This is a genomic window from Streptomyces sp. NPDC042002, from assembly GCF_055588305.1.
Genome location: NZ_JBVJCT010000001.1, coordinates 264,048 through 288,930 on the forward strand (window position 1 = coordinate 264,048; position 24,883 = coordinate 288,930).

General features: G+C 72.9%; 25 protein-coding genes. 24 read left to right on the forward strand and 1 reads right to left on the reverse strand.

Going from position 1 to position 24,883, the window contains the following annotated elements:
• Positions 1-58: 58 nt before the first annotated feature.
• The 13 genes from hisD (at position 59) to ACZ6KY_RS01180 (ending at position 13,700) form a co-directional block, all read left to right on the forward strand.
• Complete coding sequence (gene hisD / locus ACZ6KY_RS01120) at positions 59-1,381, forward strand: histidinol dehydrogenase (protein WP_469308195.1); 1,323 nt, start codon at positions 59-61, stop codon at positions 1,379-1,381.
• Positions 1,378-2,514, forward strand: coding sequence for a histidinol-phosphate transaminase (locus tag ACZ6KY_RS01125; protein ID WP_469308196.1), 1,137 nt, complete (start codon positions 1,378-1,380; stop codon positions 2,512-2,514). The genes hisD and ACZ6KY_RS01125 overlap by 4 nt, the downstream gene beginning before the upstream one ends.
• Positions 2,511-3,104, forward strand: coding sequence for an imidazoleglycerol-phosphate dehydratase HisB (gene hisB, locus ACZ6KY_RS01130; RefSeq protein WP_266757720.1), 594 nt, complete (start codon positions 2,511-2,513; stop codon positions 3,102-3,104). The genes ACZ6KY_RS01125 and hisB overlap by 4 nt, the downstream gene beginning before the upstream one ends.
• Positions 3,101-3,265 carry a hypothetical protein gene (locus tag ACZ6KY_RS01135; protein WP_261708150.1) on the forward strand — a complete coding sequence of 55 codons (165 nt, stop codon included), beginning with the start codon at positions 3,101-3,103 and terminating at the stop codon, positions 3,263-3,265. Before hisB ends, ACZ6KY_RS01135 begins: the two co-directional genes overlap by 4 nt.
• On the forward strand, positions 3,256-3,903 hold the full coding sequence (hisH, locus tag ACZ6KY_RS01140) for an imidazole glycerol phosphate synthase subunit HisH (protein ID WP_469308197.1): 648 nt from the start codon (positions 3,256-3,258) through the stop codon (positions 3,901-3,903). The genes ACZ6KY_RS01135 and hisH overlap by 10 nt, the downstream gene beginning before the upstream one ends.
• The gene (gene priA, locus ACZ6KY_RS01145; protein WP_469308198.1) at positions 3,900-4,625 is read left to right on the forward strand and encodes a bifunctional 1-(5-phosphoribosyl)-5-((5-phosphoribosylamino)methylideneamino)imidazole-4-carboxamide isomerase/phosphoribosylanthranilate isomerase PriA; all 726 of its coding nucleotides are present in this window, start codon (positions 3,900-3,902) and stop codon (positions 4,623-4,625) included. The genes hisH and priA overlap by 4 nt, the downstream gene beginning before the upstream one ends.
• Positions 4,622-5,116 carry a RidA family protein gene (locus ACZ6KY_RS01150; RefSeq protein ID WP_469308199.1) on the forward strand — a complete coding sequence of 165 codons (495 nt, stop codon included), beginning with the start codon at positions 4,622-4,624 and terminating at the stop codon, positions 5,114-5,116. Before priA ends, ACZ6KY_RS01150 begins: the two co-directional genes overlap by 4 nt.
• Entirely contained in the window at positions 5,113-5,868 is a 756-nt protein-coding gene (hisF, locus tag ACZ6KY_RS01155; RefSeq protein ID WP_469308200.1) for an imidazole glycerol phosphate synthase subunit HisF, read from the forward strand. Before ACZ6KY_RS01150 ends, hisF begins: the two co-directional genes overlap by 4 nt.
• Before the next feature lie 359 nt (positions 5,869-6,227).
• Positions 6,228-7,205 carry a bis(hydroxyethyl) terephthalate hydrolase gene (gene bdeA, locus ACZ6KY_RS01160; protein WP_469308201.1) on the forward strand — a complete coding sequence of 326 codons (978 nt, stop codon included), beginning with the start codon at positions 6,228-6,230 and terminating at the stop codon, positions 7,203-7,205.
• Positions 7,206-7,819: 614 nt separating this feature from the next.
• Positions 7,820-10,177 carry a helix-turn-helix transcriptional regulator gene (locus ACZ6KY_RS01165; RefSeq protein ID WP_469308202.1) on the forward strand — a complete coding sequence of 786 codons (2,358 nt, stop codon included), beginning with the start codon at positions 7,820-7,822 and terminating at the stop codon, positions 10,175-10,177.
• A gap of 112 nt (positions 10,178-10,289) precedes the next feature.
• A complete protein-coding gene (locus tag ACZ6KY_RS01170; RefSeq protein WP_469308203.1) occupies positions 10,290-11,708 on the forward strand; it encodes a PucR family transcriptional regulator in 1,419 nt (472 codons plus the stop codon).
• An 89-nt stretch (positions 11,709-11,797) separates the two neighbouring features.
• Complete coding sequence (locus ACZ6KY_RS01175; protein ID WP_469308204.1) at positions 11,798-12,385, forward strand: ArsR/SmtB family transcription factor; 588 nt, start codon at positions 11,798-11,800, stop codon at positions 12,383-12,385.
• Positions 12,386-12,422: 37 nt separating this feature from the next.
• Positions 12,423-13,700 carry an MFS transporter gene (locus ACZ6KY_RS01180; RefSeq protein WP_469308205.1) on the forward strand — a complete coding sequence of 426 codons (1,278 nt, stop codon included), beginning with the start codon at positions 12,423-12,425 and terminating at the stop codon, positions 13,698-13,700.
• Positions 13,701-14,063: 363 nt separating this feature from the next.
• Here the strand turns inward: ACZ6KY_RS01180 and ACZ6KY_RS01185 are convergent, their stop codons facing one another.
• Positions 14,064-14,699 (reverse strand): TIGR03085 family metal-binding protein, encoded by a 636-nt coding sequence (locus ACZ6KY_RS01185; RefSeq protein ID WP_469308206.1) that lies wholly within the window; start codon positions 14,697-14,699, stop codon positions 14,064-14,066.
• Between the two features lie 142 nt (positions 14,700-14,841).
• On the opposite strand from ACZ6KY_RS01185, the gene hisI reads away from it, so the two are divergent.
• The 11 genes from hisI (at position 14,842) to lgt (ending at position 24,829) form a co-directional block, all read left to right on the forward strand.
• The gene (gene hisI, locus ACZ6KY_RS01190; protein WP_469308207.1) at positions 14,842-15,255 is read left to right on the forward strand and encodes a phosphoribosyl-AMP cyclohydrolase; all 414 of its coding nucleotides are present in this window, start codon (positions 14,842-14,844) and stop codon (positions 15,253-15,255) included.
• Positions 15,256-15,266: 11 nt separating this feature from the next.
• Complete coding sequence (locus ACZ6KY_RS01195; protein ID WP_469308208.1) at positions 15,267-16,754, forward strand: anthranilate synthase component I; 1,488 nt, start codon at positions 15,267-15,269, stop codon at positions 16,752-16,754.
• A 265-nt stretch (positions 16,755-17,019) separates the two neighbouring features.
• A complete protein-coding gene (locus tag ACZ6KY_RS01200; protein WP_469308209.1) occupies positions 17,020-17,673 on the forward strand; it encodes a TIGR02234 family membrane protein in 654 nt (217 codons plus the stop codon).
• A gap of 160 nt (positions 17,674-17,833) precedes the next feature.
• Positions 17,834-18,082, forward strand: coding sequence for an HGxxPAAW family protein (locus ACZ6KY_RS01205; protein WP_469308210.1), 249 nt, complete (start codon positions 17,834-17,836; stop codon positions 18,080-18,082).
• Positions 18,083-18,199: 117 nt separating this feature from the next.
• Positions 18,200-18,652: a DUF2752 domain-containing protein gene (locus ACZ6KY_RS01210; RefSeq protein WP_469308211.1), complete on the forward strand. Its 453-nt coding sequence runs from the start codon at positions 18,200-18,202 to the stop codon at positions 18,650-18,652.
• Between the two features lie 166 nt (positions 18,653-18,818).
• Positions 18,819-19,628: an indole-3-glycerol phosphate synthase TrpC gene (gene trpC, locus ACZ6KY_RS01215; protein WP_469308212.1), complete on the forward strand. Its 810-nt coding sequence runs from the start codon at positions 18,819-18,821 to the stop codon at positions 19,626-19,628.
• Between the two features lie 7 nt (positions 19,629-19,635).
• Entirely contained in the window at positions 19,636-20,151 is a 516-nt protein-coding gene (gene trpM, locus ACZ6KY_RS01220; protein WP_469308213.1) for a tryptophan biosynthesis modulator TrpM, read from the forward strand.
• Between the two features lie 358 nt (positions 20,152-20,509).
• Positions 20,510-21,802, forward strand: a complete 1,293-nt coding sequence (trpB, locus tag ACZ6KY_RS01225; protein ID WP_469308214.1) for a tryptophan synthase subunit beta — start codon at positions 20,510-20,512, stop codon at positions 21,800-21,802.
• A complete protein-coding gene (gene trpA / locus ACZ6KY_RS01230) occupies positions 21,799-22,614 on the forward strand; it encodes a tryptophan synthase subunit alpha (protein ID WP_469308215.1) in 816 nt (271 codons plus the stop codon). Before trpB ends, trpA begins: the two co-directional genes overlap by 4 nt.
• A gap of 187 nt (positions 22,615-22,801) precedes the next feature.
• Positions 22,802-23,578 (forward strand): DsbA family protein, encoded by a 777-nt coding sequence (locus tag ACZ6KY_RS01235; protein WP_469308216.1) that lies wholly within the window; start codon positions 22,802-22,804, stop codon positions 23,576-23,578.
• A gap of 141 nt (positions 23,579-23,719) precedes the next feature.
• Positions 23,720-24,829 carry a prolipoprotein diacylglyceryl transferase gene (gene lgt / locus ACZ6KY_RS01240; protein ID WP_469308217.1) on the forward strand — a complete coding sequence of 370 codons (1,110 nt, stop codon included), beginning with the start codon at positions 23,720-23,722 and terminating at the stop codon, positions 24,827-24,829.
• Positions 24,830-24,883 lie beyond the last annotated feature (54 nt).

Below are 24,883 nucleotides of genomic sequence, written 5' to 3' on the forward strand. Positions count from 1 at the left end.
GGCGTCCGACGCCTTGTCGCCGTCTGAGAGAATTGAGCCCGTGCTGCAACATTTCCGGATGGCCCGAATCGATCTGCGCGGCGATGCCCTCCCTGAAGGCCCCGCCCTGCGCGACCTGCTGCCCCGAGCCGACTTCGACGTCTCGGCCGCCCTGGAGAAGGTGCGACCGATCTGCGAGGCCGTGCATCATCGGGGCGACGCGGCGCTGATCGACTACGCGGAGAAGTTCGACGGAGTACGGCTGGAGTCCGTCCGCGTTCCGGCCCAGGCCATCGCCGACGCCCTGGAGCAGCTCGACCCCGCCGTGCGCGCGGCCCTGGAGGAGTCCATCCGCCGCGCCCGGCTCGTCCACCGTGAACAGCGCCGGACGACGCACACCACCCAGGTCGTGCCCGGCGGTTCGGTCACCGAGAAGTGGGTGCCGGTCGAGCGGGTGGGGCTGTACGCGCCCGGCGGCCGGTCGGTGTACCCGTCGTCGGTGATCATGAACGCCGTCCCGGCGCAGGAGGCCGGCGTCCCCTCCATGGCGCTGGCGTCCCCGCCGCAGAAGGAGTTCGGCGGCCTTCCGCACCCCACGATCCTCGCCGCCTGCGCGCTGCTCGGCATCGACGAGGTGTACGCGGCCGGAGGCGCCCAGGCCGTCGCGATGTTCGCGTACGGCACCGAGTCCTGCGCCTCGGCCCCCATGGTCACGGGTCCGGGCAACATCTGGGTCGCCGCCGCCAAGCGCTACTTCACCGGCCGGATCGGTATCGACGCCGAGGCCGGCCCGACCGAGATCGCGGTCCTCGCCGACGACACCGCCGACCCGGCGCACGTCGCCGCCGACCTGATCAGCCAGGCCGAGCACGACCCCCTCGCCGCCGCCGTCCTGGTCACCGACTCGCCGGCCCTCGCGGACGCCGTGGAGAAGGAGCTGGAGCCGCAGGTCGCGGCCACCAAGCACATCGACGACCGGATCGTCCCGGCCCTGAACGGCAGACAGTCCGCGATCGTCCTCGTCGACGGCATCGACGAGGGCCTGCGGGTCGTCGACGCGTACGGCGCCGAGCACCTGGAGATCCAGACCGCCGACGCGGCCGCGGTCGCCGACCGGGTCAGGAACGCCGGAGCGGTCTTCGTCGGCCCCTGGGCCCCGGTCTCGCTCGGCGACTACGCGGCGGGCTCCAACCACGTGCTGCCCACCGGCGGCTGCGCCTGCCACTCATCGGGCCTGTCCGTCCAGTCCTTCCTGCGCGGCATCCACATCGTCGACTACACGAAGGACGCGCTCGCGGACGTGGCGCACCACGTGGTGACGCTCGCGGAGGCGGAGGACCTGCCCGCGCACGGCGCGGCGGTCAAGGCGAGGTTCGGCTGGAAGGTACCCGAGGGCAAGTGACCGGCATCGACGATCTCCCCGTACGGGACGAACTGCGCGGCAAGACCCCCTACGGCGCACCCCAACTCGACGTCCCCGTACGCCTGAACACCAACGAGAACCCCTACCCGCTGCCCGAACCGCTCGTCGAGCGGATCGCCGAGCGGGTCCGCGAGGCCGCCCGCGGACTCAACCGCTACCCCGACCGGGACGCGGTGGAGCTGCGCACCGAGCTGGCCGCCTATCTGACGAAGACCGGCAAGCACCCGGTCACCGTCGAGAACGTCTGGGCCGCCAACGGCTCCAACGAGGTCATCCAGCAACTGCTCCAGACCTTCGGCGGACCCGGCCGCACGGCGATCGGCTTCGAGCCGTCGTACTCGATGCACGCGCTCATCGCGCGCGGCACGGGCACGGCCTGGATCTCGGGCCCCCGGGGCGAGGACTTCACCATCGACCCCGCCGCTGCCGAGCGGGCCATCGCCGAGAACCGGCCGGACGTCGTTTTCATCACCACCCCCAACAACCCCACGGGCAACGCGGTCCCGCCCGAGACGGTCCTCGCGCTCTACGAGGCCGCGCAGGCGGCGAAGCCGTCGATGGTCGTGATCGACGAGGCGTACATCGAGTTCAGCCACGGCGACTCGCTGCTGCCGCTGCTCGAAGGACGGCCGAATCTCGTCGTCTCCCGGACGATGTCGAAGGCCTTCGGCGCGGCGGGACTGCGCCTCGGCTATCTCGCCGCCCACCCGGCGGTGGTCGACGCCGTCCAGCTCGTACGACTGCCCTACCACCTGTCGGCCATCACCCAGGCGACCGCGCTGGCCGCCCTGGAACACACCGACACCCTGCTCGGATACGTGGAGCAGCTCAAGGCCGAGCGGGACCGGCTCGTCACCGAACTGCGCGCGATGGGCTGCGAGGTGACCGAGTCGGACGCGAACTTCGTGCAGTTCGGGCGGTTCGCCGACGCCCACACCGCCTGGCGGAAGATCCTCGACCAGGGCGTCCTGGTCCGGGACAACGGCGTACCGGGGTGGCTGCGGGTCTCCGCCGGAACCCCGAAGGAAAACGACGCGTTCCTCGACGCGGTACGTGAACTACTGGGCTCTGCGGGGGACACCCCCGCACCCCCGAAGGAGCAGAGCGCATGAACCGCGTAGGACGCGTGGAGCGGGTGACGAAGGAGACGTCGGTCCTCGTCGAGATCGATCTCGACGGCTCCGGCAAGGTCGACGTGGCCACCGGCGTCGGCTTCTACGACCACATGCTCGACCAGCTCGGCCGGCACGGTCTGTTCGACCTGACCGTGAAGACCGAGGGCGATCTGCACATCGACTCGCACCACACCATCGAGGACACCGCCCTCGCGCTGGGCGCCGCCTTCAAGCAGGCACTCGGCGACAAGGTGGGGATCTACCGCTTCGGCAACTGCACCGTCCCGCTGGACGAGTCGCTCGCCCAGGTGACCGTCGACCTGTCCGGCCGCCCCTACCTCGTGCACACCGAGCCCGAGAAGATGGCGCCGATGATCGGCGAGTACGACACGACGATGACCCGGCACATCCTGGAGTCCTTCGTCGCCCAAGCCCAGATCGCACTGCACGTGCACGTGCCCTACGGACGCAACGCGCACCACATCGTGGAGTGCCAGTTCAAGGCGCTGGCCCGTGCTCTGCGGTACGCCTCCGAGCGCGACCCGCGCGCCGCCGGAATCCTCCCCTCCACTAAGGGCGCACTGTGACAGGCCTTTCCAGCATTCTCATCGTCGTCGGACTCTTCCTCCTCGGAGGGATCTACTCCTTCGTCAAGCAGGACATGCCGAAGAGCCTGGTCGTGCTGCTCTCGATAGGCGCCGCGATGTGTCTTGTCGCGGGCGTCATGAGGCTGGAGGTGTGGAGTTGAGCGCACCCAAAAAGGTCGTCGTCTTCGACTACGGCTTCGGAAACGTACGGTCGGCCGAGCGCGCCCTCGCCCGCGCGGGCGCCGAGGTCGAGATAACGCGCGACTTCGACACCGCGATGAACGCGGACGGGCTGCTGGTGCCCGGGGTCGGCGCCTTCGCCGCCTGCATGCAGGGCCTCAGGGAAGCCCGCGGCGACTGGATCATCGGCCGCCGGCTGTCCGGTGGCCGTCCCGTCATGGGCATCTGCGTCGGCATGCAGATCCTCTTCTCGCGCGGCATCGAGCACGGCGTGGAGACCGAGGGCCTCGACGAGTGGCCGGGCACGGTGGGGCCGCTGCGGGCCGACATCGTGCCGCACATGGGCTGGAACACGGTAGAGACCCCGGCCGGCTCGCAGGCCTTCGCGGGCCTCGACACCGACGCGCGCTTCTACTTCGTCCACTCCTACGCCGTCCACGACTGGTCCCTCGAAGTCGGCAACCCCTTGCTGCGCGCCCCCGTGGTGACCTGGTCCACGCACGGCAAGCCCTTCGTGGCGGCCGTCGAGAACGGCGCTCTGTGGGCCACCCAGTTCCACCCCGAGAAGTCCGGCGACGCCGGAGCCCAGCTCCTCACCAACTGGATCGGAACACTGTGAGCAAGCTCGAACTCCTCCCCGCCGTCGACGTCCGCGACGGCCAGGCCGTCCGTCTCGTGCACGGCGAGTCCGGGACCGAGACCTCCTACGGCTCCCCCCTGGAGGCCGCCCTGGCCTGGCAGAGCGCGGGCGCCGAGTGGCTGCACCTCGTCGACCTGGACGCCGCGTTCGGCACCGGCGACAACCGGGACCTGATCTCCGAGGTCACCAAGGCGATGGACATCAAGGTCGAGCTGTCCGGCGGCATCCGCGACGACGCCTCCCTGGCGGCCGCCCTCGCGACCGGCTGCACCCGCGTCAACCTCGGCACCGCCGCCCTGGAGACCCCCGAGTGGGTCGCCAAGGTCATCGCCGAGCACGGCGACAAGATCGCGGTCGGCCTCGACGTCCGCGGCACGACCCTGCGCGGCCGCGGCTGGACCCGCGACGGCGGCGACCTCTACGAGACGCTGGAGCGCCTCAACTCCGAGGGCTGCGCCCGCTATGTGGTGACGGACATCGCCAAGGACGGCACGCTCCAGGGCCCGAACCTGGAGCTGCTGCGCACGGTGTGCGCGGCGACCGACCGTCCGGTGGTCGCCTCCGGCGGGGTGTCGTCGCTGGACGACCTGCGCGCCATCGCCGAACTCGTGCCGCTCGGCGTCGAGGGCTCCATCGTCGGCAAGGCCCTGTACGCGAAGGCGTTCACCCTCGAAGAGGCCCTGGAGGCGGTAGCCCGGTGAGCGCCGTCCGCCGCGTTGCGACCGGCGCGCCCTGGGAGGACACCTTCGGGTACTCCCGCGCGGTGGAGCTGCCCAACGGTCTGGTCCTGGTGTCCGGCTGCACCTCCGTGATCGACGGCCAGATCGCCGAAGGTGACCCGTACGAGCAGGCGCTCAACTCCTTCAACGCCGCGTTCGCGGCGCTGGGGCAGCTCGGCCTCGGCCGCGACGACGTCGTCCGTACGCGCATGTACATCACCCACGCCCGGGACGTGGAGGCCGTCGGCCGCGCCCACAAGCTGCTGTTCGACGCGGTCCGCCCCGCCGCATCCATGATCATCGTCGCGGGTCTGGTGGACTCGCGTCTGGTGGTCGAGGTCGAGGTGGAGGCGTTCCGCGCGGGCGAGGACCGTACAGAGCCGTCGGGCGAGGACCGTACAGAGTTGTCGGGCGAGGACCGCACGGAACAGTCCGGCGAGGACCTCACAGAGCAGGGAGAAGCGCGGTCATGACCCTGGCGGTCCGAGTGATTCCCTGCCTGGACGTGGACAACGGCCGGGTGGTCAAGGGCGTCAACTTCCAGAACCTGCGCGACGCGGGCGACCCCGTCGAGATGGCCAAGGTGTACGACGCCGAGGGCGCCGACGAGCTCACGTTCCTCGACATCACCGCCTCCTCGGGCAACCGTGAGACCACGTACGACGTGGTGCGTCGCACGGCCGAGCAGGTCTTCATCCCGCTGACGGTCGGCGGCGGTGTCCGCACCGCCGAGGACGTCGACAGGCTGCTGCGGGCGGGCGCCGACAAGGTCGGCGTCAACACGGCCGCCATCGCCCGGCCCGACCTCATCCGGGAGATCGCGGAGCGGTTCGGGCGGCAGGTGCTCGTGCTGTCGGTGGACGCGCGCAGGACCGGGAACGGGTCCTTCGAGGTGACCACCCACGGCGGCCGCAAGGGCACCGGCATCGACGCCGTCGAGTGGGCCCACCGGGCCGCCGCGCTGGGCGCGGGCGAGATCCTGCTCAACTCGATGGACGCGGACGGCACGAAGGACGGCTACGACCTCGAGATGATCGAGGCCGTACGCAAGCACGTCAGCGTTCCGCTGATCGCCAGCGGCGGTGCCGGCCGGCTCGACCACTTTCCGCCGGCCATCGAGGCGGGCGCCGACGCGGTGCTGGCCGCGTCCGTCTTCCACTTCGGTGACCTGCGGATCGGCGAGGTCAAGGAGACCCTGCGAGGGGCGGGGCACCCCGTCCGCTGACGATTCCGCAACACCCGTATCACCGTCACGGCCCGCACCCCGGCAGCCCCCGCTGTCGCGTGCGGGCCGTGTTCTGTGTTTCGTGGGAAGGCGTGTTCCGCGGGGAGCGGTGTCTGCGGGAAGAGGCGTCCGCCGTTGGGTCGCTGACGCGCGGTTCGTGCGGGGGCGACAGGGGCGCGGTGGGCCAAGACCGGTGATTCCGCCGATGTACGGGCCGGGTCCGGGGCGGACAGTTGCCACCGCAACCACCGAGACGGACCCCCGCCGTTTCGCGGCGCGCGCCTTCAACACCCCATGCCAGGGCGGCGCTTCGACCGCGGCGCGGGTCCGTCCTCCCTCACCGAGAGGATGCACCCACCGTGCAGCACCCGAACCGCGCACTCCCCGCCGCACCCGTCGGCCCCGACCCGTCCCGCCGCCGCCCGCACCGGCTCACGAGCCGTCTGGTGCGGGCCGGACTCGCCGTGCTCCTGGCCGCGGGCGGCCTCGTCGCCGCGCAGGCCACCGGGGCACAGGCCATCGGAGCACCGGCCGTCTCGGCGCGGGCCGCCACGAACCCGTACGAGCGCGGCCCCGCGCCCACGAACGCGAGCATCGAGGCGGTCACCGGTTCCTACGCCGTCTCCCAGACCACCGTCTCCGCGCTGTCCGTGAGCGGCTTCGGCGGCGGCACCGTCTACTACCCGACCTCGACCAGCGACGGCACCTTCGGCGCGGTCGCCATCGCACCCGGGTACACCGCCTACCAGTCGTCCATCGCCTGGCTCGGTCCCCGGCTCGCCTCCCAGGGCTTCGTGGTGTTCACCATCGACACCCTCACCACTCTCGACCAACCCGCCAGCCGGGGAAAGCAGTTGCTGGCCGCGCTCGACTACCTGACCCAGAGCAGTTCCGTGCGGACCAGGATCGACAGCAGCCGGCTCGGTGTCATGGGCCACTCGATGGGCGGTGGCGGCACGCTGGAGGCCGCGAAGAGCCGCCCCTCGCTCCAGGCGGCGATCCCGCTCACCGGCTGGAACCTGGACACCACCTGGCCGGAGATCAAGACGCCGACCCTGATCGTGGGCGCCGACGGTGACACCATCGCGCCGGTGGCCACGCACTCCGAGCCCTTCTACGCGAGTCTGCCGAGCACGCTCGACAAGGCGTACCTGGAGCTCAGGGGCGCCACCCACTTCACGCCCAACAGCCCGAACACGACGATCGCCAAGTACAGCATCTCGTGGCTGAAGCGGTTCATCGACAACGACACCCGCTACGAGCAGTTCCTCTGCCCGCTGCCGCAGCCCTCTTCGACCATCGTCGCCTACCAGGGCAACTGCCCGCACACCTCCTGACCCACCCCGCACGGTCCGACCCGTGCGGTCCGACCCGTGCGCAGGCGACGGCCGCCGTTTCCGGTGGCCGTCACCCGCGCGTGTGTCCTGCGCTCCGCCCGGCGGTCCTTGTGCGGGCGCACAAGCCTTGCCCGCCGGGCCTGGGAGCGCGCCCAGTCGTCATCCCAGGGAGGGCCTTGTCCGCCCAGGTCAGATGGGGTTTCCGGGCTCGCGGGGACAAGTGAACGAGGGACTTCCGCCTTCGTTTACGCGGAAGTAACGTGACGGTCGTGACTGGAAACGCGACTGCGCGAAGTCCCCTCCGGACGGCGGCCCGGAACTCGTTACCGCCGCTCGCCCGAGGTGCGTCGAACGACCCGGGCCAGAGCCGCGGCCCCGGTCGGCCGCTCGCCCCCGGACACGAGCCGGAACCGCTCCCCGTGCCGGGTTCCACCGCACCGCCGCCCACCGCGCCGGGCCCGGCGACAGTCCTCCGCGCCGCCGTTCGCGCCGCTGTTCGCAGCGACGGGAACCGGCGCCGGCGGCCTGAGCGGCCGGACTGTTCGGAGCCCCGGTCCGGCCGCGTCCGTACGACCGCCGTACGGGCCGACCCACCCGCGGTATACGACCCCGGCGTGACCGGCGTGACCGGCGTGACCGGCGTGACCGGCGTGACCGACCGGCCCGGCGCTACCGGTGCAACCGGCGCGATCCGCACGACCGATGAGACCGGCGTTACCGATGAGACCGGCGTGACCGACCTGGCCAACGTGGCCGGCATGACCGGCGCGATCGGCGCGCCCGACCCCACCCGCCCGACCGGCCCGACCGGCCCGACCGGCGTCCCGGTGTTCGCGGCCGGGGAAGGGGCTGAGCCTGGTGCGCCGCCCGGCGTGGATGGCGTCGTGTGCTCGGGTTCGGCTGCCTTGTGCGGGGCTCCGGCGGGACTGCTGCTGCTGGTGGCGGCCGAGCGGGAGCGGGACGCGAGGGCCGCCGGGGCGGATGCCGCGCTGATTCTCAGGGCGGCCGGGGCGGGCGGACTCGACGCGGTCGCCCTCGACGCCGCCGAGGCCGCCGGACTCCTGCAACTCGCCGGAGGCCGCATCCGCCCGTCCGATCCGAGCGTGGCCCGCGCCGTCTACGCGACCGTGCCGCCCGCCCGTCGGCGCGCGGCCCACCGTCTGCTGGCCGATGCCCACACCGGAGGCCCGGACGCGCTGCCCGTTCTCTTCCACCGGGCCGCGGCGGCAACCGCTCCCGCACCCGGCCTCGGCGACGCGCTCGCCGCCGCGGCGGCGCTGCCGGACGGCGGACCGACGCACGCGGAGCGCTCGGCGGCCTGGGCGCGGTCGGCCGGACTCGCCGCCGGCACGGGGCTGCGCGCCGTCCGCCTGGTCAACGCCGCCGATCAGGCCCGGCTGGCGGGACTGCCGCACCGCGCACGGGAGTTGCTCGCGCAGGCCGAGTGCGAGGGGCCGCACGGCGCCGTGCGGGGTGCGGCCCAACTCGTGGGCGGGCAGCTCGCGCTCCAGGACGGCCCGGTCGCCGACGCCCGCGAAGCCCTGCTGCTGGCCGCCGAGTTGCTGGCCCCCACCGACGCGCACCGCGCCCTGGCCGCCCGGCTCGCCGCCGTCGAGGCGTCCTGGGCGATGGGCGACGCGGCGGCGTGCGTGGAAGCCCTGGACGACACTCCGGCGCGGCCGGAGCACGTTTCGACGAGGCCTGACGACATCCCGGCGCGGCCCGAACACACCCCGGCCCAGCGGGAATCCGACCGGCGGCTCGCTGCGTACCGGGCGGGGATGGCCGCCGTGATGCACGGCCGCGTGGACACCGGACGGCAGCCGTTGCGGGAGGTGGTGGCCGCGGCGGGGGCGGCCGGGGTCCTCGACGGCCCGGAGGCCCTGCTGAGGGCGGGGGGCGCCGCCCTCGTCGTCGGTGACCTCACCGCCGCCTGTCGCGCCAACTCCCGTGCGCTCGCCGTCGCCAGAGCCCGGGGCCCGTACATCCTGGTCGCCCAGGCGCTGGAGCGGCTGGCCTACGGTGAACTGCGGGCCGGCCGCCACGCCCGCGCCCGTGCCCACGCCGAGGACGGCCTGCGCACGGCCCTCGGCACAGGGCAGGACAACCTGGCGGCACACCACCACGCGATCCTCGCGCTCGTGGCGTCGGTCGAGGGCTCTTCGGAGGAGGTCGCGGAACACGCGGCCGCCGCCGAGCGCGTCGCCGCGTCCCACGGTCTGGCGCAGGCGGCCACGCTGTCCCAGTGGGCGCGGGCCCGTGCCGACCTGGCCAGGGGCCGGCTCCCCGAGGCCGCCGCCCGGCTCGGCCCCCTGGTCGGCGCCGGCCCCCGCCGCGGTCACTTCGCGGTACGGATGCTCGCCGTCCCCTGCTTCGTCGAAGCGGCGGCCCGCACCGGACAGACGGAGGCCGCCCGGTCCGCGCTGGCCGAGTTCGCCCACTGGGCCGCACAGGGCGCCGATCCCCAGGCTCCCGCCCAACTGGCCCGCTGCCGTGCGCTGTTGAGCGGCCCCGAGGAATGCGAGGCGCTGTTCACCACCGCGCTCGCCCGACACGAGGAGGCGGCCGGGGACTTCGAACGCGGGCGCACCCAACTCCTCTACGGGGCCTGGCTGCGACGCCGGCGCAGACCGGGTGAGGCCCGTGGCCGCCTGCGGGACGCGCTGGTGTCCTTCGAGCGGGGCGGGGCGCTCGGCTGGGCCGCACAGGCGAGGGCCGAACTGCGCGCGACCGGCGACGCCGGAACGGGTGAACCGGCCGGTCCGCTCACGCTTCTGACGCCCCAGCAGCTGCGGATCGCCCGCTGCGTCGCGGAAGGAGCCACCAACCGCGAAGTGGCGCTGCGCCTGTCCGTGAGCCCCCGCACCGTGGACCACCACCTGCGCAATGTCTTCGCCACCCTCGGGGTCCGCTCCCGCGTCGAGCTCTCCCGTTTGGTGGGCCGGGCCGAGAAGACCGCCGCACACCCCTAGGTACCGACCGGGCGGTATGTCATCCTGCGGGATCAGGAGGTCCGAGCACCCGTGTGCCGCGCGTCGGCCCACCGGGCGGCCCGGACCGAGCCGACTCCGGTGGAGGACAGCGATGCAGCACCTCGTACCCGCCCACGTCCGGTCCCAGCCCGGACCGCGGCCCCCGGTACCGGCCGCCCGCCCGGCCGTCGACGCGGAGGCACTCGCGGTACTGCACCGGGCCGCCCGGGCGCTGATGGCGGGGCTGCCCGAACTCACCGAACGCCTGATGGACCTCCTGAAGGAGCGTGAACCCGCGTACCGCACGGCCATGGAGGCCGACGCGGAGAGCGTGCGCGACGAGGTGCGGCGCTCGTTGCGGCTGAACGTCGGATCCCTGATCCGGCCCGGAGAACTGCGCGAGGCCGCCCACCGCTGCTCCTGGGCCATCGGGCGGGCCCGCGCCGAACGGGGTCTCCCGCTGGACGCCCTGCTGCGCGCCTTCCGGCTGGGCGGCGGCATGATCTGGCAGGAGCTCGTCGACGAGACGACCCGCCGCCACCCCGCCGACGCCCGGCTGCTCGTGCATGTGGCCGCCGACGTCTGGAACTTCGTCGACGACCACTGCGCCGTCGTCGCCGACGCCTACCGCCAGACCGAGCGCGAGCTGATGTGGCGCCGGGAGAACCGGCTGCGGCTGATGACGGCCGCGCTGCTCGACGGCACCGCCCGGATCACCGATCTGCCGGCCACCGCCGCCGCCCTCGGGCTCCCCGAACAGGGCCGGTACGCGGTGGTTCTGGCCCGTCCGCCCGTCGGCCGGGCGTTCGCGGACGTACGGGGCCAGGTGAGCCTCTCCGGCCTGCGGGTCCTCTGGTACCGCGACCGTGACCGGGACGGCGAGGGCAGTTACGGCATCGTCCTGCTCGGCGACCACCCCTGCGACGGGGACGAGCCCGGTCACGGCCACGGGAGCGGCCTCCACGACGGATGCCCCGAGCCGGCGCCCGCCTCGGCGGCCGAGGACGGTCCGGGCAGCGCGGGTGGCCGCGGCGGGGAGCGCCCCAGGGCGCACGGGCTCGACGTGGACGCCGGGGAGATCGCCCGCCGGCTGACCGCCCCGCCGGTGGCCAGGGTCGGGGTAAGCCCGGTGGTGGACGGTCTCGCGGCGATCGGTGACGCCCGTCGTCTGGCCGACACGGCGCTGCGGGCCTGCCCGCGCTCCGGCGGAACCGTCGTACTGGAGGAGCATCTGCCCGCCGCGCTCGTCGTCTCCGCGCCGGTCCTCGGCGCGGCACTCTCCGAGCGGGTTCTCGGGCCGCTGCTGCGGCTGGACCTGTCCGACCGGGACGTCATGCTGGACACGCTGACGGCCTGGCTCGCCTGTGACGGTTCCGCCCAGCGGGCCGCGGGCCGCCTCTACTGCCACCGCAACACGGTCCTGAACCGGCTGCGCCGCTGCGAGCAGCTCACCGGCCGCTCCCTGACCCGCCCCGCGGACGTCGTGGAACTGTCCCTGGCCCTGGCCGCCCACACGCTGCTCGACCCCTGACCCGGCGGACGGCGCGGACGCGAAAGATGCGAAAGAAAAGTTGCGCAATTTTAGTTGCGCAACTTTTCTTTCGCATCTAGGGTCGGGTCATGGCAAGCAAGGAGAACCGCCGGATCGCGGATGTGGGCACGCTCAAGGCCCTTGGGCATCCGCTGCGGATGCGGCTGTACCGCGCTCTGAACGTCGCCGGTGCGGCCACCGCTTCCCAGCTGGGCGAGCAGGTCGACGAGGCGCCCTCGCTCGTCAGCTACCACCTGCGCAAGCTCGCCGAGCACGGGCTGATCGAGGAGGCCGAGCCGCGCAGCGGAGACGGCCGCGAGCGCTGGTGGCAGCCGGCCTCGGACGGCGTCAGCGTCCGGGGCGTCGACTTCCGGGACGCGCCGGAGAAGGAGGCCGCCCATCTCGCCTTCACCAGGCTCTACCACGACCAGCGCAGTGACCTCTACCGGCGCTACCTCGACGAACGGGCCACCTGGTCGACGGAGTGGAACGACGCGTCCGCCGACATGGAGGCGACCTTGCGGCTGACCGCGACCCAACTGGGCGAATTGCAGGCCGAGTTGCTCACCGTCATCCGGAAGTACGACGAGAAGGGCCGCGCGGACGAAGCGGCCGGTGACACCGAAGGGCGCGAGAACGTCGCCCTGCACCTCCACGGATTCCCGTTCCGTGTCTGATCTCCAGAGCGCGCCCGACCCGAGAGGACTCGATCCCGTGACCGCGACCGTCATACCGACCCCCGGACAGGCCCCCGCCGAGGCTTCCACGCAAGCCCCCGGCAGGCCCGCCCACCGCGACGGCAACGTCCTGCGCTGGCTCGGCGCCTACACCTCGTCGATGATCGGCGACAACGTCTTCTACGTCGCGCTGTCCTGGGCCGCCGTCCAGGCCGGTACGCCCTCCGAGGCCGGGCTCGTGATGGCCGTCAGCGCCGTGCCGCGGGCGCTGCTGATGCTCGGCGGGGGAGTGGTCGCCGACCGGTTCGGGCCGAGGAAGGTCGTCATCGGCAGCGACGCGGTGCGCTGCGCGGCCGTGCTGACGGTCGCCGCGCTGCTCTTCGCGACCAGTCCCGGGCTGTGGCTGCTGGCCCTGCTCGCCGTCGTCTTCGGCATCGTCGACGCCGTGTTCATGCCCGCCGTGGGCGCCCTTCCCGCCCGGGTCACCGGCCGGGACCAGCTCGCCCGGGTACAGGGCATGCGGGGTCTCGCGATCCGCTTCGCCAATGTGCTGGGCGCCCCGCTCGGCGGCCTCGCCGTGGCCCTCGGCGGCTCGGCGTCCGCGTTCGCGCTGGCGGGCGCGCTCATCGCCCTGTCGGTACCGCTGCTGATCTCCGTACGCATGCGGGAACTGCCCTCGGACGACACGGCGGACCCGGCGGAACGCACCGCCTGGCGCGACCTCGGTGACGGTCTGCGCTACATCCGCGGCCACCGCGTCCTCGCGCCGCTCATCGTCGCCATCGCCCTCGGCGACCTCGGCTTCGTGGGACCGCTGAACGTGGGACTGGCCCTGCTCGCCGACCGGCGCGGCTGGGGCGCGTCCGGGATGGGCTCTGTGATCGCCGCGTTCGGCGTCGGCGCGGGAGCCGCCGCACTGCTGCTGACCCTGCGCGGACGGCTCCCGCGCGCGGGGAACGTCGCCGCACTGGCCATCCTCGGCGGCTCCGTGGCCATCGGCTCGCTCGCCTTCGTGCCGAGCATCGCCGGGGCCGTCGGCGTCGCCCTCGTCGTCGGACTGCTCGCCGGGCTCAGCGGCGCCCTGTGCGGCGCGCTGCTCCAGACCCAGTCCGACCCCGCCTACCTGGGCCGGGTCACCGCCGTCGCCGGCATCGTCAGCCTGGGTCTCGCACCGCTCAGCATGCCGCTGACCGCCGCCGCGATCGGCTGGTGGGGCACCGGGCCGGTCTTCGTCACCAGCGCCGCGGTGTGCGGCCTCGGCGGGGTCCTCACCCTGTGCGTACGAGACCTGCGGCGCGCCGAACTGCCCCGCTGACCGGAGGCCGCGGATCGCACCTTGCGACCCGGTGGCCGCAGACCAGATCTTGCGGCCCAGCCGCGACCGAACGGCCCTGGGGGCCCGGTCGCGGCCCAACGGTCCTGTCGACCGGTGGCGGCAATGGCCCTTGCGGCCTGGCGGCGGTGGAGCGGTCCTGGCGGCGCGCTGGTAGCTGAAGGGGCCTCGCGGCCGGTGGCCGTCGGATCGGACCTGGCGACCCGGCCGTAGCCGAAAGGACCTCGGAGCCTGGCGTTGGCGAAGGCGTCGGCGACCGGTGGCGGCGGAACCGGCCCGGGGGTGGGGCCGAAGGGGCTCGTGACCGGTGCCGGATGGGGAGGCCGGTGGCCGGTGGCCAGCGGCCTAGATGCCCAGTTGCTTCGCCTCGTGGAGCTTGGTGATCGCGTCCTTGTCGCCGTCCAGCTCGACGTCCGCCACGCTCTGCCGGCCGATCGCGAACAGCAGCAGCTCCGAGGGCTCGCCGGTCACCGTCACCACCGGCGTGCCCTTCTTCAGCACCGCCGTCTGGCCGTTCGGCCGGCGCAGGACAACCCCCGTCGGGGCGCCGCGCCCCATCAGCCGCGCCGTGCGCTCCAGCCGCGACCACAGGGCCTCCTGGAACACCGCGTCCAGCTCGCGCGGCGTCCAGTCCGGCTGAGCGCGCCGCACGTCCTCGGCGTGGACATAGAACTCGACCACGTTCGACGCCTCGTCGAGCTGCTTCAGGGAGAACGGCGAGAAGCGCGGCGGCCCCGTACGGACCAGCTGGATCAGCTCCTCGTACGGCTTCTCGGCGAACTCCGCCATCACCCGCTCCAGGCGGGGCGCGAGCTGCTTGACCACGAGACCGCCGGCGGCGTCGGGGCGGCGCTCACGCACCACCACGTGCGCGGCGAGGTCCCGGCTGCTCCAGCCCTCGCACAGGGTCGGGGCGTCCGGGCCCGCGGCTTCCAACAGATCTGCGAGGAGGAGCCGTTCGCGCTTCGCATGGGTCGACATGCCAGCCAGCCTACGACCGGGCAGCCGCTCCGCCCAGTGGAGAGCGCGCCGGATCCCGTCCCGTCCAGCCTGTGGACAACTACGCGGTCCGGCCTGTGGACAACGGCCGGGTACGACGGTCCGGCGCGGCACAATGGCGCCCATGACCAGCACGCCTCCCCCCAGCAGCCTGGACCCCGGGATCGCCGCCCGCCTCAAGCGCGGTGCCGACGGACTCGTCCCCGCCATCGCCCAGCAGTACGACACCGGTGAGGTGCTGATGCTCGGCTGGATGGACGACGAGGCACTGCACCGCACCCTCACCACGGGCCGCTGCACCTACTGGTCGCGCAGCCGCCAGGAGTACTGGGTCAAGGGCGACACCTCCGGCCACTTCCAGCACGTCAAGTCCGTTGCCCTGGACTGCGACGCCGACACCGTCCTGGTGCGGGTCGACCAGGTGGGCGCCGCCTGCCACACCGGGGACCGCACCTGCTTCGACGACGACGTGCTGCTCAAGGACGCGGACGGCCGGCCCGAGGGCGCCGATTCCGGTGCACCGGCCGGGAATCAGTAAGGTCAGCCGCCATGGACCTCGAGACGTTCCGCAAGCTGGCCGGCGACCGCCGTGTCATCCCCGTCAGCCGCAAACTGCTCGCGGACGGCGACACGCCGGTCGCGCTCTACCGCAAGCTGGCCGCCGAGCGCCCCGGCACGTTCCTGCTCGAATCCGCGGAGAACGGCCGCACCTCCCTTTCCTGGTCCCGCTACTCGTTCGTGGGCGTCCGCTCCGCCGCCACCCTCACCGAGCGCGACGGGCAGGCGTACTGGCTGGGCACCCCGCCCGTCGGCGTCCCCGTGGACGGTGATCCGCTCGCCGCCCTGCGCGCCACCATCGAGGCGCTGCACACCCCGCAGGGCGAGGGACTGCCCCCGTTCACCGGCGGCATGGTCGGCTATCTGGGCTACGACATCGTGCGCCGCCTGGAGAAGATCGGACCCGGCGAGCGGGACGACCTGAAGCTGCCCGAGCTGACCATGCTGCTCACCAGCGACCTGGCCGTCCTGGACCACTGGGACGGCTCGGTCCAGCTGATCGCCAACGCGATCAACCACAACGACCTCGACACCGGCGTCGACGAGGCGTACGCGGACGCCGTCGCCCGCCTGGACGCCATGGAGGCCGACCTCTCGCGCGCGGTGTCCCAGCCGCCCGCCGCGCTCCCGCCCTCCGAACTCCCCGAGTACACCGCGCTCTGGGGCGGCCCCGACTTCCAGGACGCCGTCGAGGACATCAAGGAGCGCATCCGGGCCGGCGAGGCCTTCCAGGTCGTCCCCTCGCAGCGCTTCGAAACGCCGTGCACGGCCAGCGCGTTGGACGTCTACCGGGTCCTGCGGGCGACCAACCCGTCGCCGTACATGTACCTGTTCCGCTTCGACGGCTTCGACGTGGTCGGCTCCTCCCCGGAGGCCCTGGTCAAGGTCGAGGGCGGGCAGGCGATGGTGCACCCCATCGCGGGCACCCGGCCGCGCGGCGCGACCGTCCAGGACGACCAGGCCCTCGCCGACGAGCTGATCGCCGACCCCAAGGAGCGCGCCGAGCACCTGATGCTCGTCGACCTCGGGCGCAACGACCTCGGACGGGTCTGCGAGCCCGGCTCCGTCGAGGTCGTCGACTTCATGTCCATCGAGCGGTACTCGCACGTGATGCACATCGTCTCCACGGTGACCGGCCGGGTCGCCGCGGGCCGTACGGCCTTCGACGTGCTCACCGCCTGCTTCCCCGCCGGCACCCTCTCCGGCGCGCCCAAGCCGCGCGCGATGCAGATCATCGACGAACTGGAGCCGTCCCGGCGCGGGTTGTACGGCGGCTGCGTCGGCTACCTCGACTTCGCCGGCGACTCCGACACCGCCATCGCCATCCGTACGGCCCTGCTGCGCGACGGCACGGCGTACGTCCAGGCCGGCGCCGGCATCGTCGCCGACTCGGTCCCGGCTTTGGAGGACGACGAGTGCCGGAACAAGGCGGCGGCGGTCCTGCGCGCCGTGCACACGGCGAACAGGCTCGGGCGGTAACGCGAGGAGCGGGCCCGGCCCGGGTGCGCCCGCGCCGGGTCGGCGCGGGCGGCCGAGCGGCGAATCGCCTGGCGCGGCCCGGCTGGCGCGGCCCGGCAGCGAACCGGCTCGGGCCGTCGGGCGGTGGGCAGTTGGGTGGGCAGTTGTCGTACCGCCCGACCGTGCTCCGAGCGCGCCCGGGGCCGTACGGCCGAGGGCGAAACGCAGCCAATAGGACGAGGCTCACGTAACCCCGGATGCGGGTTCGCCCGGGGTTCAGGCGATAGTGGGGTCTGTGACTGCTGTACCTCACCCCCGATCCGAAGCCGCGGGACCCGCCCGGTCCGGCCGCCGCAGCCTCGCTGTGACCCTGCTGAGCGGCGCGCTCGGCGCGGCCGTGGCCCTGCTGTCCACCCGGCAGAGCTGGGCGCAGGGGACCGCGACCGTGGCCGGCGGCGCCTTCCCGCTGACCGTCAAGGGCAGCGACGTCACGGGTGTGCCCGCGGCGCTCGCGATAGTCGGCCTCGCCGCGCTCGTCGCCGTCTTCGCCGTCCGCCGCTCCGGCCGACTCCTGGTCTCCGCGCTGCTCGCGCTCTCCGGCGCGGGCACGATCGTCGCCGCCGTCCTCGGCGCGAGCGACAGCTCCGCCCTCGACGAGCGGGCCGCCGCCGCCTCCGGCAACACCGCCGCCACCGCGGCCGGGATCGGCCACACCCTCTGGCCGTACGTGGCCGCGGCGGGCGGCGCGCTCATCCTGCTCGCCGGTCTGCTCGCCCTGCGCTACGGACGGCTGTGGCCCGGCATGTCCGGCCGCTACGAGCGGGACGGCAGGCCCCGGCCCCGCAAGGCCAAGCCGGTCGACCCGGACCGCCCCGAGGACCTCTGGAAGGCTCTCGACCGCGGCGAGGACCCCACCGGTCCCGACCCGGCCGGGACCTAGGCCCCGGCGCCCACGAGGTCCTGAGGCCCGGGTCCTGCGTCCTGACCCGGGCGAACCGACGCGCGAGGGGCCACCCCCCGCTCACGGCGGGCCCGCGCGTACGGGACAATGGACGGTGAGCGTCCGACTCACACACGCATACAGCAACGAGGAGCAAGTCATGGCGGGCAGCAGCCACGGTCACACCCCGGCCGCCTGGACCGGTGTCATCATCGTCTTCATCGGTTTCTGCATCGCGGGTGCCTTCATGGTGATGGCCGAACCGCTGGGCTTCTGGGCCGGCATGGTCGTCGTCGTCCTCGGCGGTGTCGTGGGCATGGTCATGCGGAGCATGGGTCTCGGCCAGCCGAAGACCTCCGAGGCGCACCCCGCGACCACGGCGCGTTCGACCGTGGGCGCCGACGCCTGACCCACCGAGGCTTCGACGCCTGACCCACCGAGGCGTACACGGAAGGCGGCCCCGGCACACCCGCCCGGGCCGCCTTCCGCGTACGCGGGCGAGCGCCCGCCCCGCGCGCGAGGCAGAATGCGTCACGTGAACGCCGAAATCCAGAGGGTGACGCGGACCGGGCCGGGCGCCGGCGACCTGGTGCGGCGGCTCGCCGTTCCCGCCGGAACGCTCGCGGCCGTCGTCGGGGCCTTCGCGTACGTCGGGGCCGTCGACCCCAATCAGCCCGGCCACTACCCCGTCTGCCCGCTGTTCCGCCTCACGGGCGTGTACTGCCCCGGCTGCGGCGGTCTGCGCAGCGCGCACGCCTTCGTGCACGGGGACCTCGCCGCCGCCCTCACGGACAACGCGCTCGCCGTCGGCGGCTACCTGGCCTTCGTGGTGCTGTGGGCCGTCTGGGTGATCCGTGCGGCGCGCGGACGACCCGTGCGGCTCGATCTCGGACCGGTCCACCTGTGGAGCCTGGGCGCGTTGGCGCTGGTCTTCACCGTTGTCCGGAACCTGCCGTCCGGCAGCTGGCTGCACCCTTGATCAAATGACAAATGTCCAGGTAATGGGACCGGCGTCAACCGGATGCGAGGGCTACGCCTTCCTCCGGATACCATCGCAGTGACCCGACTTTTCCGTCAGGGACGGTGAACCCGGGTCGGCTGCCAGACCGCTTCAACCGTTCACCGCAGGGAAGGGGGCCGCTCGCGTGAGTGTGCTCGACGAGATCATCGACGGAGTCCGTGCCGACCTCGCGGAGCGGCAGGCGCGCGTCAGCCTCGACGAGCTCAAGGAGCGCGCGGCGAAGGCTCCGGCGGCCAAGGACGGTGTCGCCGCCCTGCGCGGTGACGGCGTCAAGGTCATCTGCGAGGTCAAGCGGTCCAGCCCGTCCAAGGGCGCGCTCGCCGCGATCGCCGACCCGGCGGCCCTGGCCGCCGACTACGAGGCGGGCGGCGCGGCCGTCATCTCCGTCCTCACCGAACAGCGCCGCTTCGGCGGTTCGCTCGCCGACCTGGAGGCCGTCCGCGCCCGCGTGGACATCCCGGTGCTGCGCAAGGACTTCATCGTCACGTCGTACCAGCTCTGGGAGGCCCGCGCGTACGGCGCCGACCTGGCGCTGCTCATCGTCGCGGCGCTCGACCAGCCCGCCCTGGAGTCCCTCATCGAGCGTGCCGAGTCCATCGGGCTCACGCCGCTGGTCGAGGTGCACGACGAGGACGAGGTCGAGCGCGCGGTGGACGCCGGCGCGAAGATCATCGGTGTCAACGCGCGCGACCTGAAGACGCTGAAGGTCGACCGTACGACCTTCGAGCGGGTCGCCCCCGAGATCCCGGACAACCTCGTCAAGATCGCCGAGTCCGGTGTCCGCGGCCCGCACGACCTCATCGCGTACGCCAACGCGGGCGCCGACGCTGTCCTGGTCGGCGAGTCCCTGGTCACCGGCCGTGACCCGAAGACCGCCGTCTCCGACCTGGTCGCCGCGGGTGCCCACCCGGCCCTGCGGCACGGACGGGACTGACCTGCCGGTGTCCGCCCCGACCCTCGCCCCCGCCGTACCCCGTCCGGGCCACCGCCCCGACGGCGTACCGGCGCGCGCGGGGTCGGCCGTACAGCCTCCGGTCGTACCGCATCCGGCCGTACGGGGTCCGGTCGTACCGGCTCCGGGTGGCGCGGTCTCGCGGTCGCGGGCCGGATCGCCCGTGCCGGGGGCGGACGGCGGGACCCCGCTGCCGCCGGTCGCGCACCCCTCCCTTCCCGGGGACCCGCACGCCGGACGCCCCTGTGTGCCGTCCGCCGCCGCGCTCCCGGTCCCCTCGGCGGCCCGTGACCCCTACGCCTGGCTCGCCCGCGGCTGCCGGCCGCGCGGCTGCCGGGCGCCCGCACGCCGTGTGCACGGGCGCCGGGTCCGTTACGTCATCGGCGACGAGCCGGGTCAGGTCAACGGCATGCGATGGCCCGAGCGCGTACGCGCGCTCACGCCCTCCCAGGCCTGGTCCCCTCGCCGGTGGACCGAGCCGAGTCCACCGCACGCGTGGAGCTGAGTCCACCACGTGTGGACCGAGCCGAGTCCACCGCACGCGTGGAGCTGAGTCCACCACGTGTGGATCGGTCCGAGTCCACCGCACGCGTGGACCGAGCGGTTCCACCCAAGTGGGGACCGAGCCGGTTCCACCCGTGCGGGGAACGAGCTGGATCCACCCCGTAGACGGACCCAGCCGAGTCCGGCACACCCCGGTCCCTCGCGACGGCGCGTCCGTCGCGTCGGCGCGGGTGGACCGGCGGCAGGGTGGGCGGTGTCACCGACAGACCTGTCGGTGACGGCGGAGCGCGGGTGCGTCCGGCTTCCGTGACCCCTGTCCGATCCCGTAACCGGGGCTGTCGCCCCTGCGAGGTATCCGCATGCCCAGCGAGTTCTTCATTCCCGACCCCGAAGGTCAAGTCCCCAGCGCCGAAGGCTACTTCGGCGCGTTCGGCGGCAAGTTCATCCCCGAGGCGCTGGTCGCCGCCGTGGACGAGGTCGCCGTCGAGTACGACAAGGCGAAGGCGGACCCCGAGTTCGCCCGCGAGCTCGACGACCTGCTCGTCCACTACACCGGACGCCCGAGCTCCCTCACCGAGGTGCCGCGCTTCGCCGAACACGCCGGTGGCGCACGGATCTTCCTCAAGCGCGAGGACCTCAACCACACCGGCTCGCACAAGATCAACAACGTGCTCGGCCAGGCCCTGCTCACCCGGCGCATGGGCAAGACCCGGGTCATCGCGGAGACCGGCGCCGGCCAGCACGGCGTCGCCACCGCCACCGCGTGCGCGCTCTTCGGCCTCGAATGCACCATCTACATGGGCGAGGTCGACACCCAGCGCCAGGCCCTGAACGTGGCCCGGATGCGCATGCTCGGCGCCGAGGTCATCGCCGTGAAGTCCGGCTCCCGCACCCTCAAGGACGCCATCAACGAGGCGTTCCGCGACTGGGTCGCCAACGTCGACCACACCCACTACCTCTTCGGGACCGTCGCGGGCCCGCACCCCTTCCCCGCCATGGTCCGCGACTTCCACCGGGTCATCGGTGTGGAGGCCCGGCGGCAGATCCTGGAGCGCGCCGGCCGGCTGCCCGACGCCGCCGTCGCCTGCGTCGGCGGCGGCTCGAACGCCATCGGCCTCTTCCACGCCTTCATCCCCGACACCGGCGTACGCCTGATCGGCTGCGAGCCCGGCGGGCACGGCCTGGAGACCGGCGAGCACGCGGCGACCCTGACCGCGGGCGAGCCCGGCATCCTGCACGGATCACGGTCGTACGTCCTCCAGGACGAGGAGGGCCAGATCACCGAGCCCTACTCGATCTCGGCCGGACTCGACTACCCCGGCATCGGCCCCGAGCACTCCTACCTCAAGGACAGCGGCCGCGCCGAGTACCGCGCGGTCACCGACGACGCGGCGATGCAGGCCCTGCGGCTGCTCTCCCGCACCGAGGGCATCATCCCGGCGATCGAGAGCGCCCACGCGCTGGCCGGGGCCCTGGAGGTCGGCAAGGAGCTGGGCAAGGACGGGCTGATCGTCGTCAACCTGTCCGGGCGCGGCGACAAGGACATGGACACGGCCGCCCGCTACTTCGGCCTCTACGACAACGGCGTCGACGCCGTCGTCGCCGCGGACGCCGACAGCGAGAACGCCGAGATCGAGGGGGACGCCAAGTGAGCGGCAACATCCAGCTGTTGAGCGACACCCTCGGCGCCGCGAAGGCCGAGGGCAGGTCCGCCCTCATCGCCTACCTGCCGGCCGGGTTCCCGACCGTCGACGGCGGCATCGCCGCCGTCAAGGCCGTCTTCGAGGGCGGCGCCGACATCGTCGAGGTCGGGCTGCCGCACAGCGACCCGGTCCTCGACGGCCCCGTCATCCAGACCGCCGACGACATCGCCCTGCGCGGCGGCGTCAAGATCGCGGATGTCATGCGGACCGTCCGGGAGGCCTTCGCGGCCACCGGCAGGCCGGTCCTCGTGATGACGTACTGGAACCCCATCGACCGTTACGGCGTGGAGCGCTTCACCGCCGAGCTCGCCGAGGCGGGCGGCGCGGGCTGCATCCTGCCCGACCTGCCCGTGCAGGAGTCGGCGCTGTGGAGGGAGCACGCGGAGAAGCACGGTCTCGCGACCGTCTTCGTCGTCGCGCCCAGCAGCAAGGACGCCCGGCTCGCCGAGATCACGGCGGCCGGCAGCGGCTTCGTGTACGCGGCCTCGCTGATGGGGGTCACCGGAACCCGGGAGTCGGTCGGGAACCAGGCCCAGGACCTGGTGGCGCGCACCAAGGCCACCACCGAGCTGCCCGTCTGCGTCGGCCTCGGGGTCTCCAGTGCCGCGCAGGCCGCCGAGGTGGCCGGCTTCGCCGACGGCGTGATCGTCGGCTCGGCGTTCGTCAAGCGGATGCTGGACGCGCCGGACGAGGCGGCCGGGCTCGACGCCGTACGGGCGCTCGCGGCCGACCTCGCGAAGGGCGTGCGCGGAAAGGCGTGACGTCACCGTGCGGATCCGCCCGGACGGTGGCGCGCGGATCCGCACATATGTGCACGCACGCCGCCACACGGATCCGTGCGTGGACGCCACTGTGCGGATCCGTGCGTAACGGACAATCCGCTCACTCGAACGAGTGGACCTTGGACCGGGGAGGCGCGCTGTGCCTCCCCGGTTCGTTCTGCCGGATGTGAGCGAGAAGAACCGTGACGGAAAGCGCAACGCCCGCGAGCGGCTGGCGGTCGAGCGAGAGAAGCAGAAGGCCGGGGAGAAGCGCCGGCGCGCGCTGATCGTGGGGGCGTCGGTGGTCTGCGTCCTCGGTCTGGCCGCCGTGATCGGTGTGGTGGCCGCCAACGCAGGCAAGGACAAGAAGAGCGGCGCCTCGGGCCCGGTCGTGTCGCCCTCGGGCGCCACCGGCAAGGACAGTCTCGCGATCCCCGTCGGCAAGGACAGCGCCAAGTCGACCCTCACGGTGTGGGAGGACTTCCGCTGCCCGGCCTGCCAGGCCTTCGAGGCGGCCTACCGCCCGACGATCCACGAGCTGACCGACTCCGGACAGATGAAGGTCGAGTACCACCTCGTCACGCTGATCGACGGGAACACGCGAGGCAGCGGCTCCCTCCGGGCCGCCAACGCCGCCGCGTGCGCCCAGGACGCCGGAAAGTTCCGCGACTACCACGACGTCCTGTACGAGAACCAGCCCGAGGAGACGGACGACGCCTTCGCCGACAACAACAAGCTCATCGAGCTCGCCGGAAAGGTCGGCGGCCTGGACACCCCGGCCTTCCGCGCCTGCGTCAACAAGGGCACGCACGACAGCTGGGTCCACAAATCGCACGCCGCGTTCCAGAGCAACGGCTTCTCGGGCACCCCGACCGTGCTCCTCGGCGGCAAGATCATCTCCGCGGACCAGTCGATGACGCCCGCCAAGCTCAAGCAGATGGTGGAGGCGGCGAACAAGGGCTGAGCCGCCCGCGCGCTGCGGCCCGCCGCGCCCGCACGCTCCGGCGCCCCCGCCTCTCCAGAGGCCGGGGGCGCCGCACGTTATGGACCCGTTGCGGGGCTGCCCGCCGCCGGTGGCGTCCGGCACGGTAGCGTCGACCTTGCCATGGAACTTGCCTACATTCCCAGCCCGTCGCACGGTGTGCTGCACCTCGGCCCCATTCCGCTGCGCGGCTACGCGTTCTGCATCATCATCGGCGTCTTCGTAGCCGTCTGGCTCGGCAACAAGCGCTGGATCGCCCGGGGAGGGCGGGCCGGCACAGTGGCCGACATCGCGGTCTGGGCCGTGCCCTTCGGCCTCGTCGGCGGTCGGCTCTACCACGTGATCACGGACTACGAGCTGTATTTCAGCGAGGGCCGTGACTGGGTGGACGCCTTCAAGGTCTGGCAGGGCGGGCTCGGCATCTGGGGCGCCATCGCCCTCGGTGGGCTGGGCGCCTGGATCGGGTGCCGCCGCCGGGGTATCCCGCTGCCCGCCTGGGCCGACGCCCTCGCGCCGGGCATCGCCTTCGCGCAGGCGATCGGGCGCTGGGGCAACTGGTTCAACCAGGAGCTGTACGGCAGGGCCACGAAGGTTCCGTGGGCGCTGCACATCACGTCCTCCACGGACGGGCGGGTCCCCGGTTACTACCACCCGACGTTCCTGTACGAGTCCCTGTGGTGCGTCGGCGTCGGATTCCTGGTCATCTGGGCCGACCGCCGTTTCAAGCTCGGTCACGGACGCGCCTTCGCCCTGTACGTCGCCGCCTACTGCGTCGGCCGGGGCTGGATCGAGTACATGCGTGTCGACGACGCCCACCACATCCTGGGCCTGCGTCTCAACGACTGGACCGCGCTGGTGGTCTTCCTCCTCGCGGTGCTCTATTTCGTGCTCTCGGCCCGGCTGCGTCCGGGGCGTGAGGAGATCGTGGAGCCCCACGCCGACGAGGACACGCCGGCCGAGGACGACGCGACCGCTTCCGGCAAGGACGAGGACACCGCCGAGGACAAGGCCGACGACAAGGGCGGGGACGAGAGCGACGGCGAGGGTGAGGTCGGGACCGATGCCGGGACCGGCGACGACTCCGTCGGCCTCGACAAGCCGGCCGTAACCGAGTCCGCCGAGCCTGCCGGGTCCGACAAGTCAGCCGGGCCCGCGTCCGAGACGGAATCCGGGACGGAGCCCGACGCGGAGTCCGTGTCGCGGGACGAGGCCGGGTCGGCCAAGAAGAGCTGAGTTCCTTCGTACGCAGAAGGGGGCGCCGCGTCCAGGACGCGGCGCCCCCTTCGT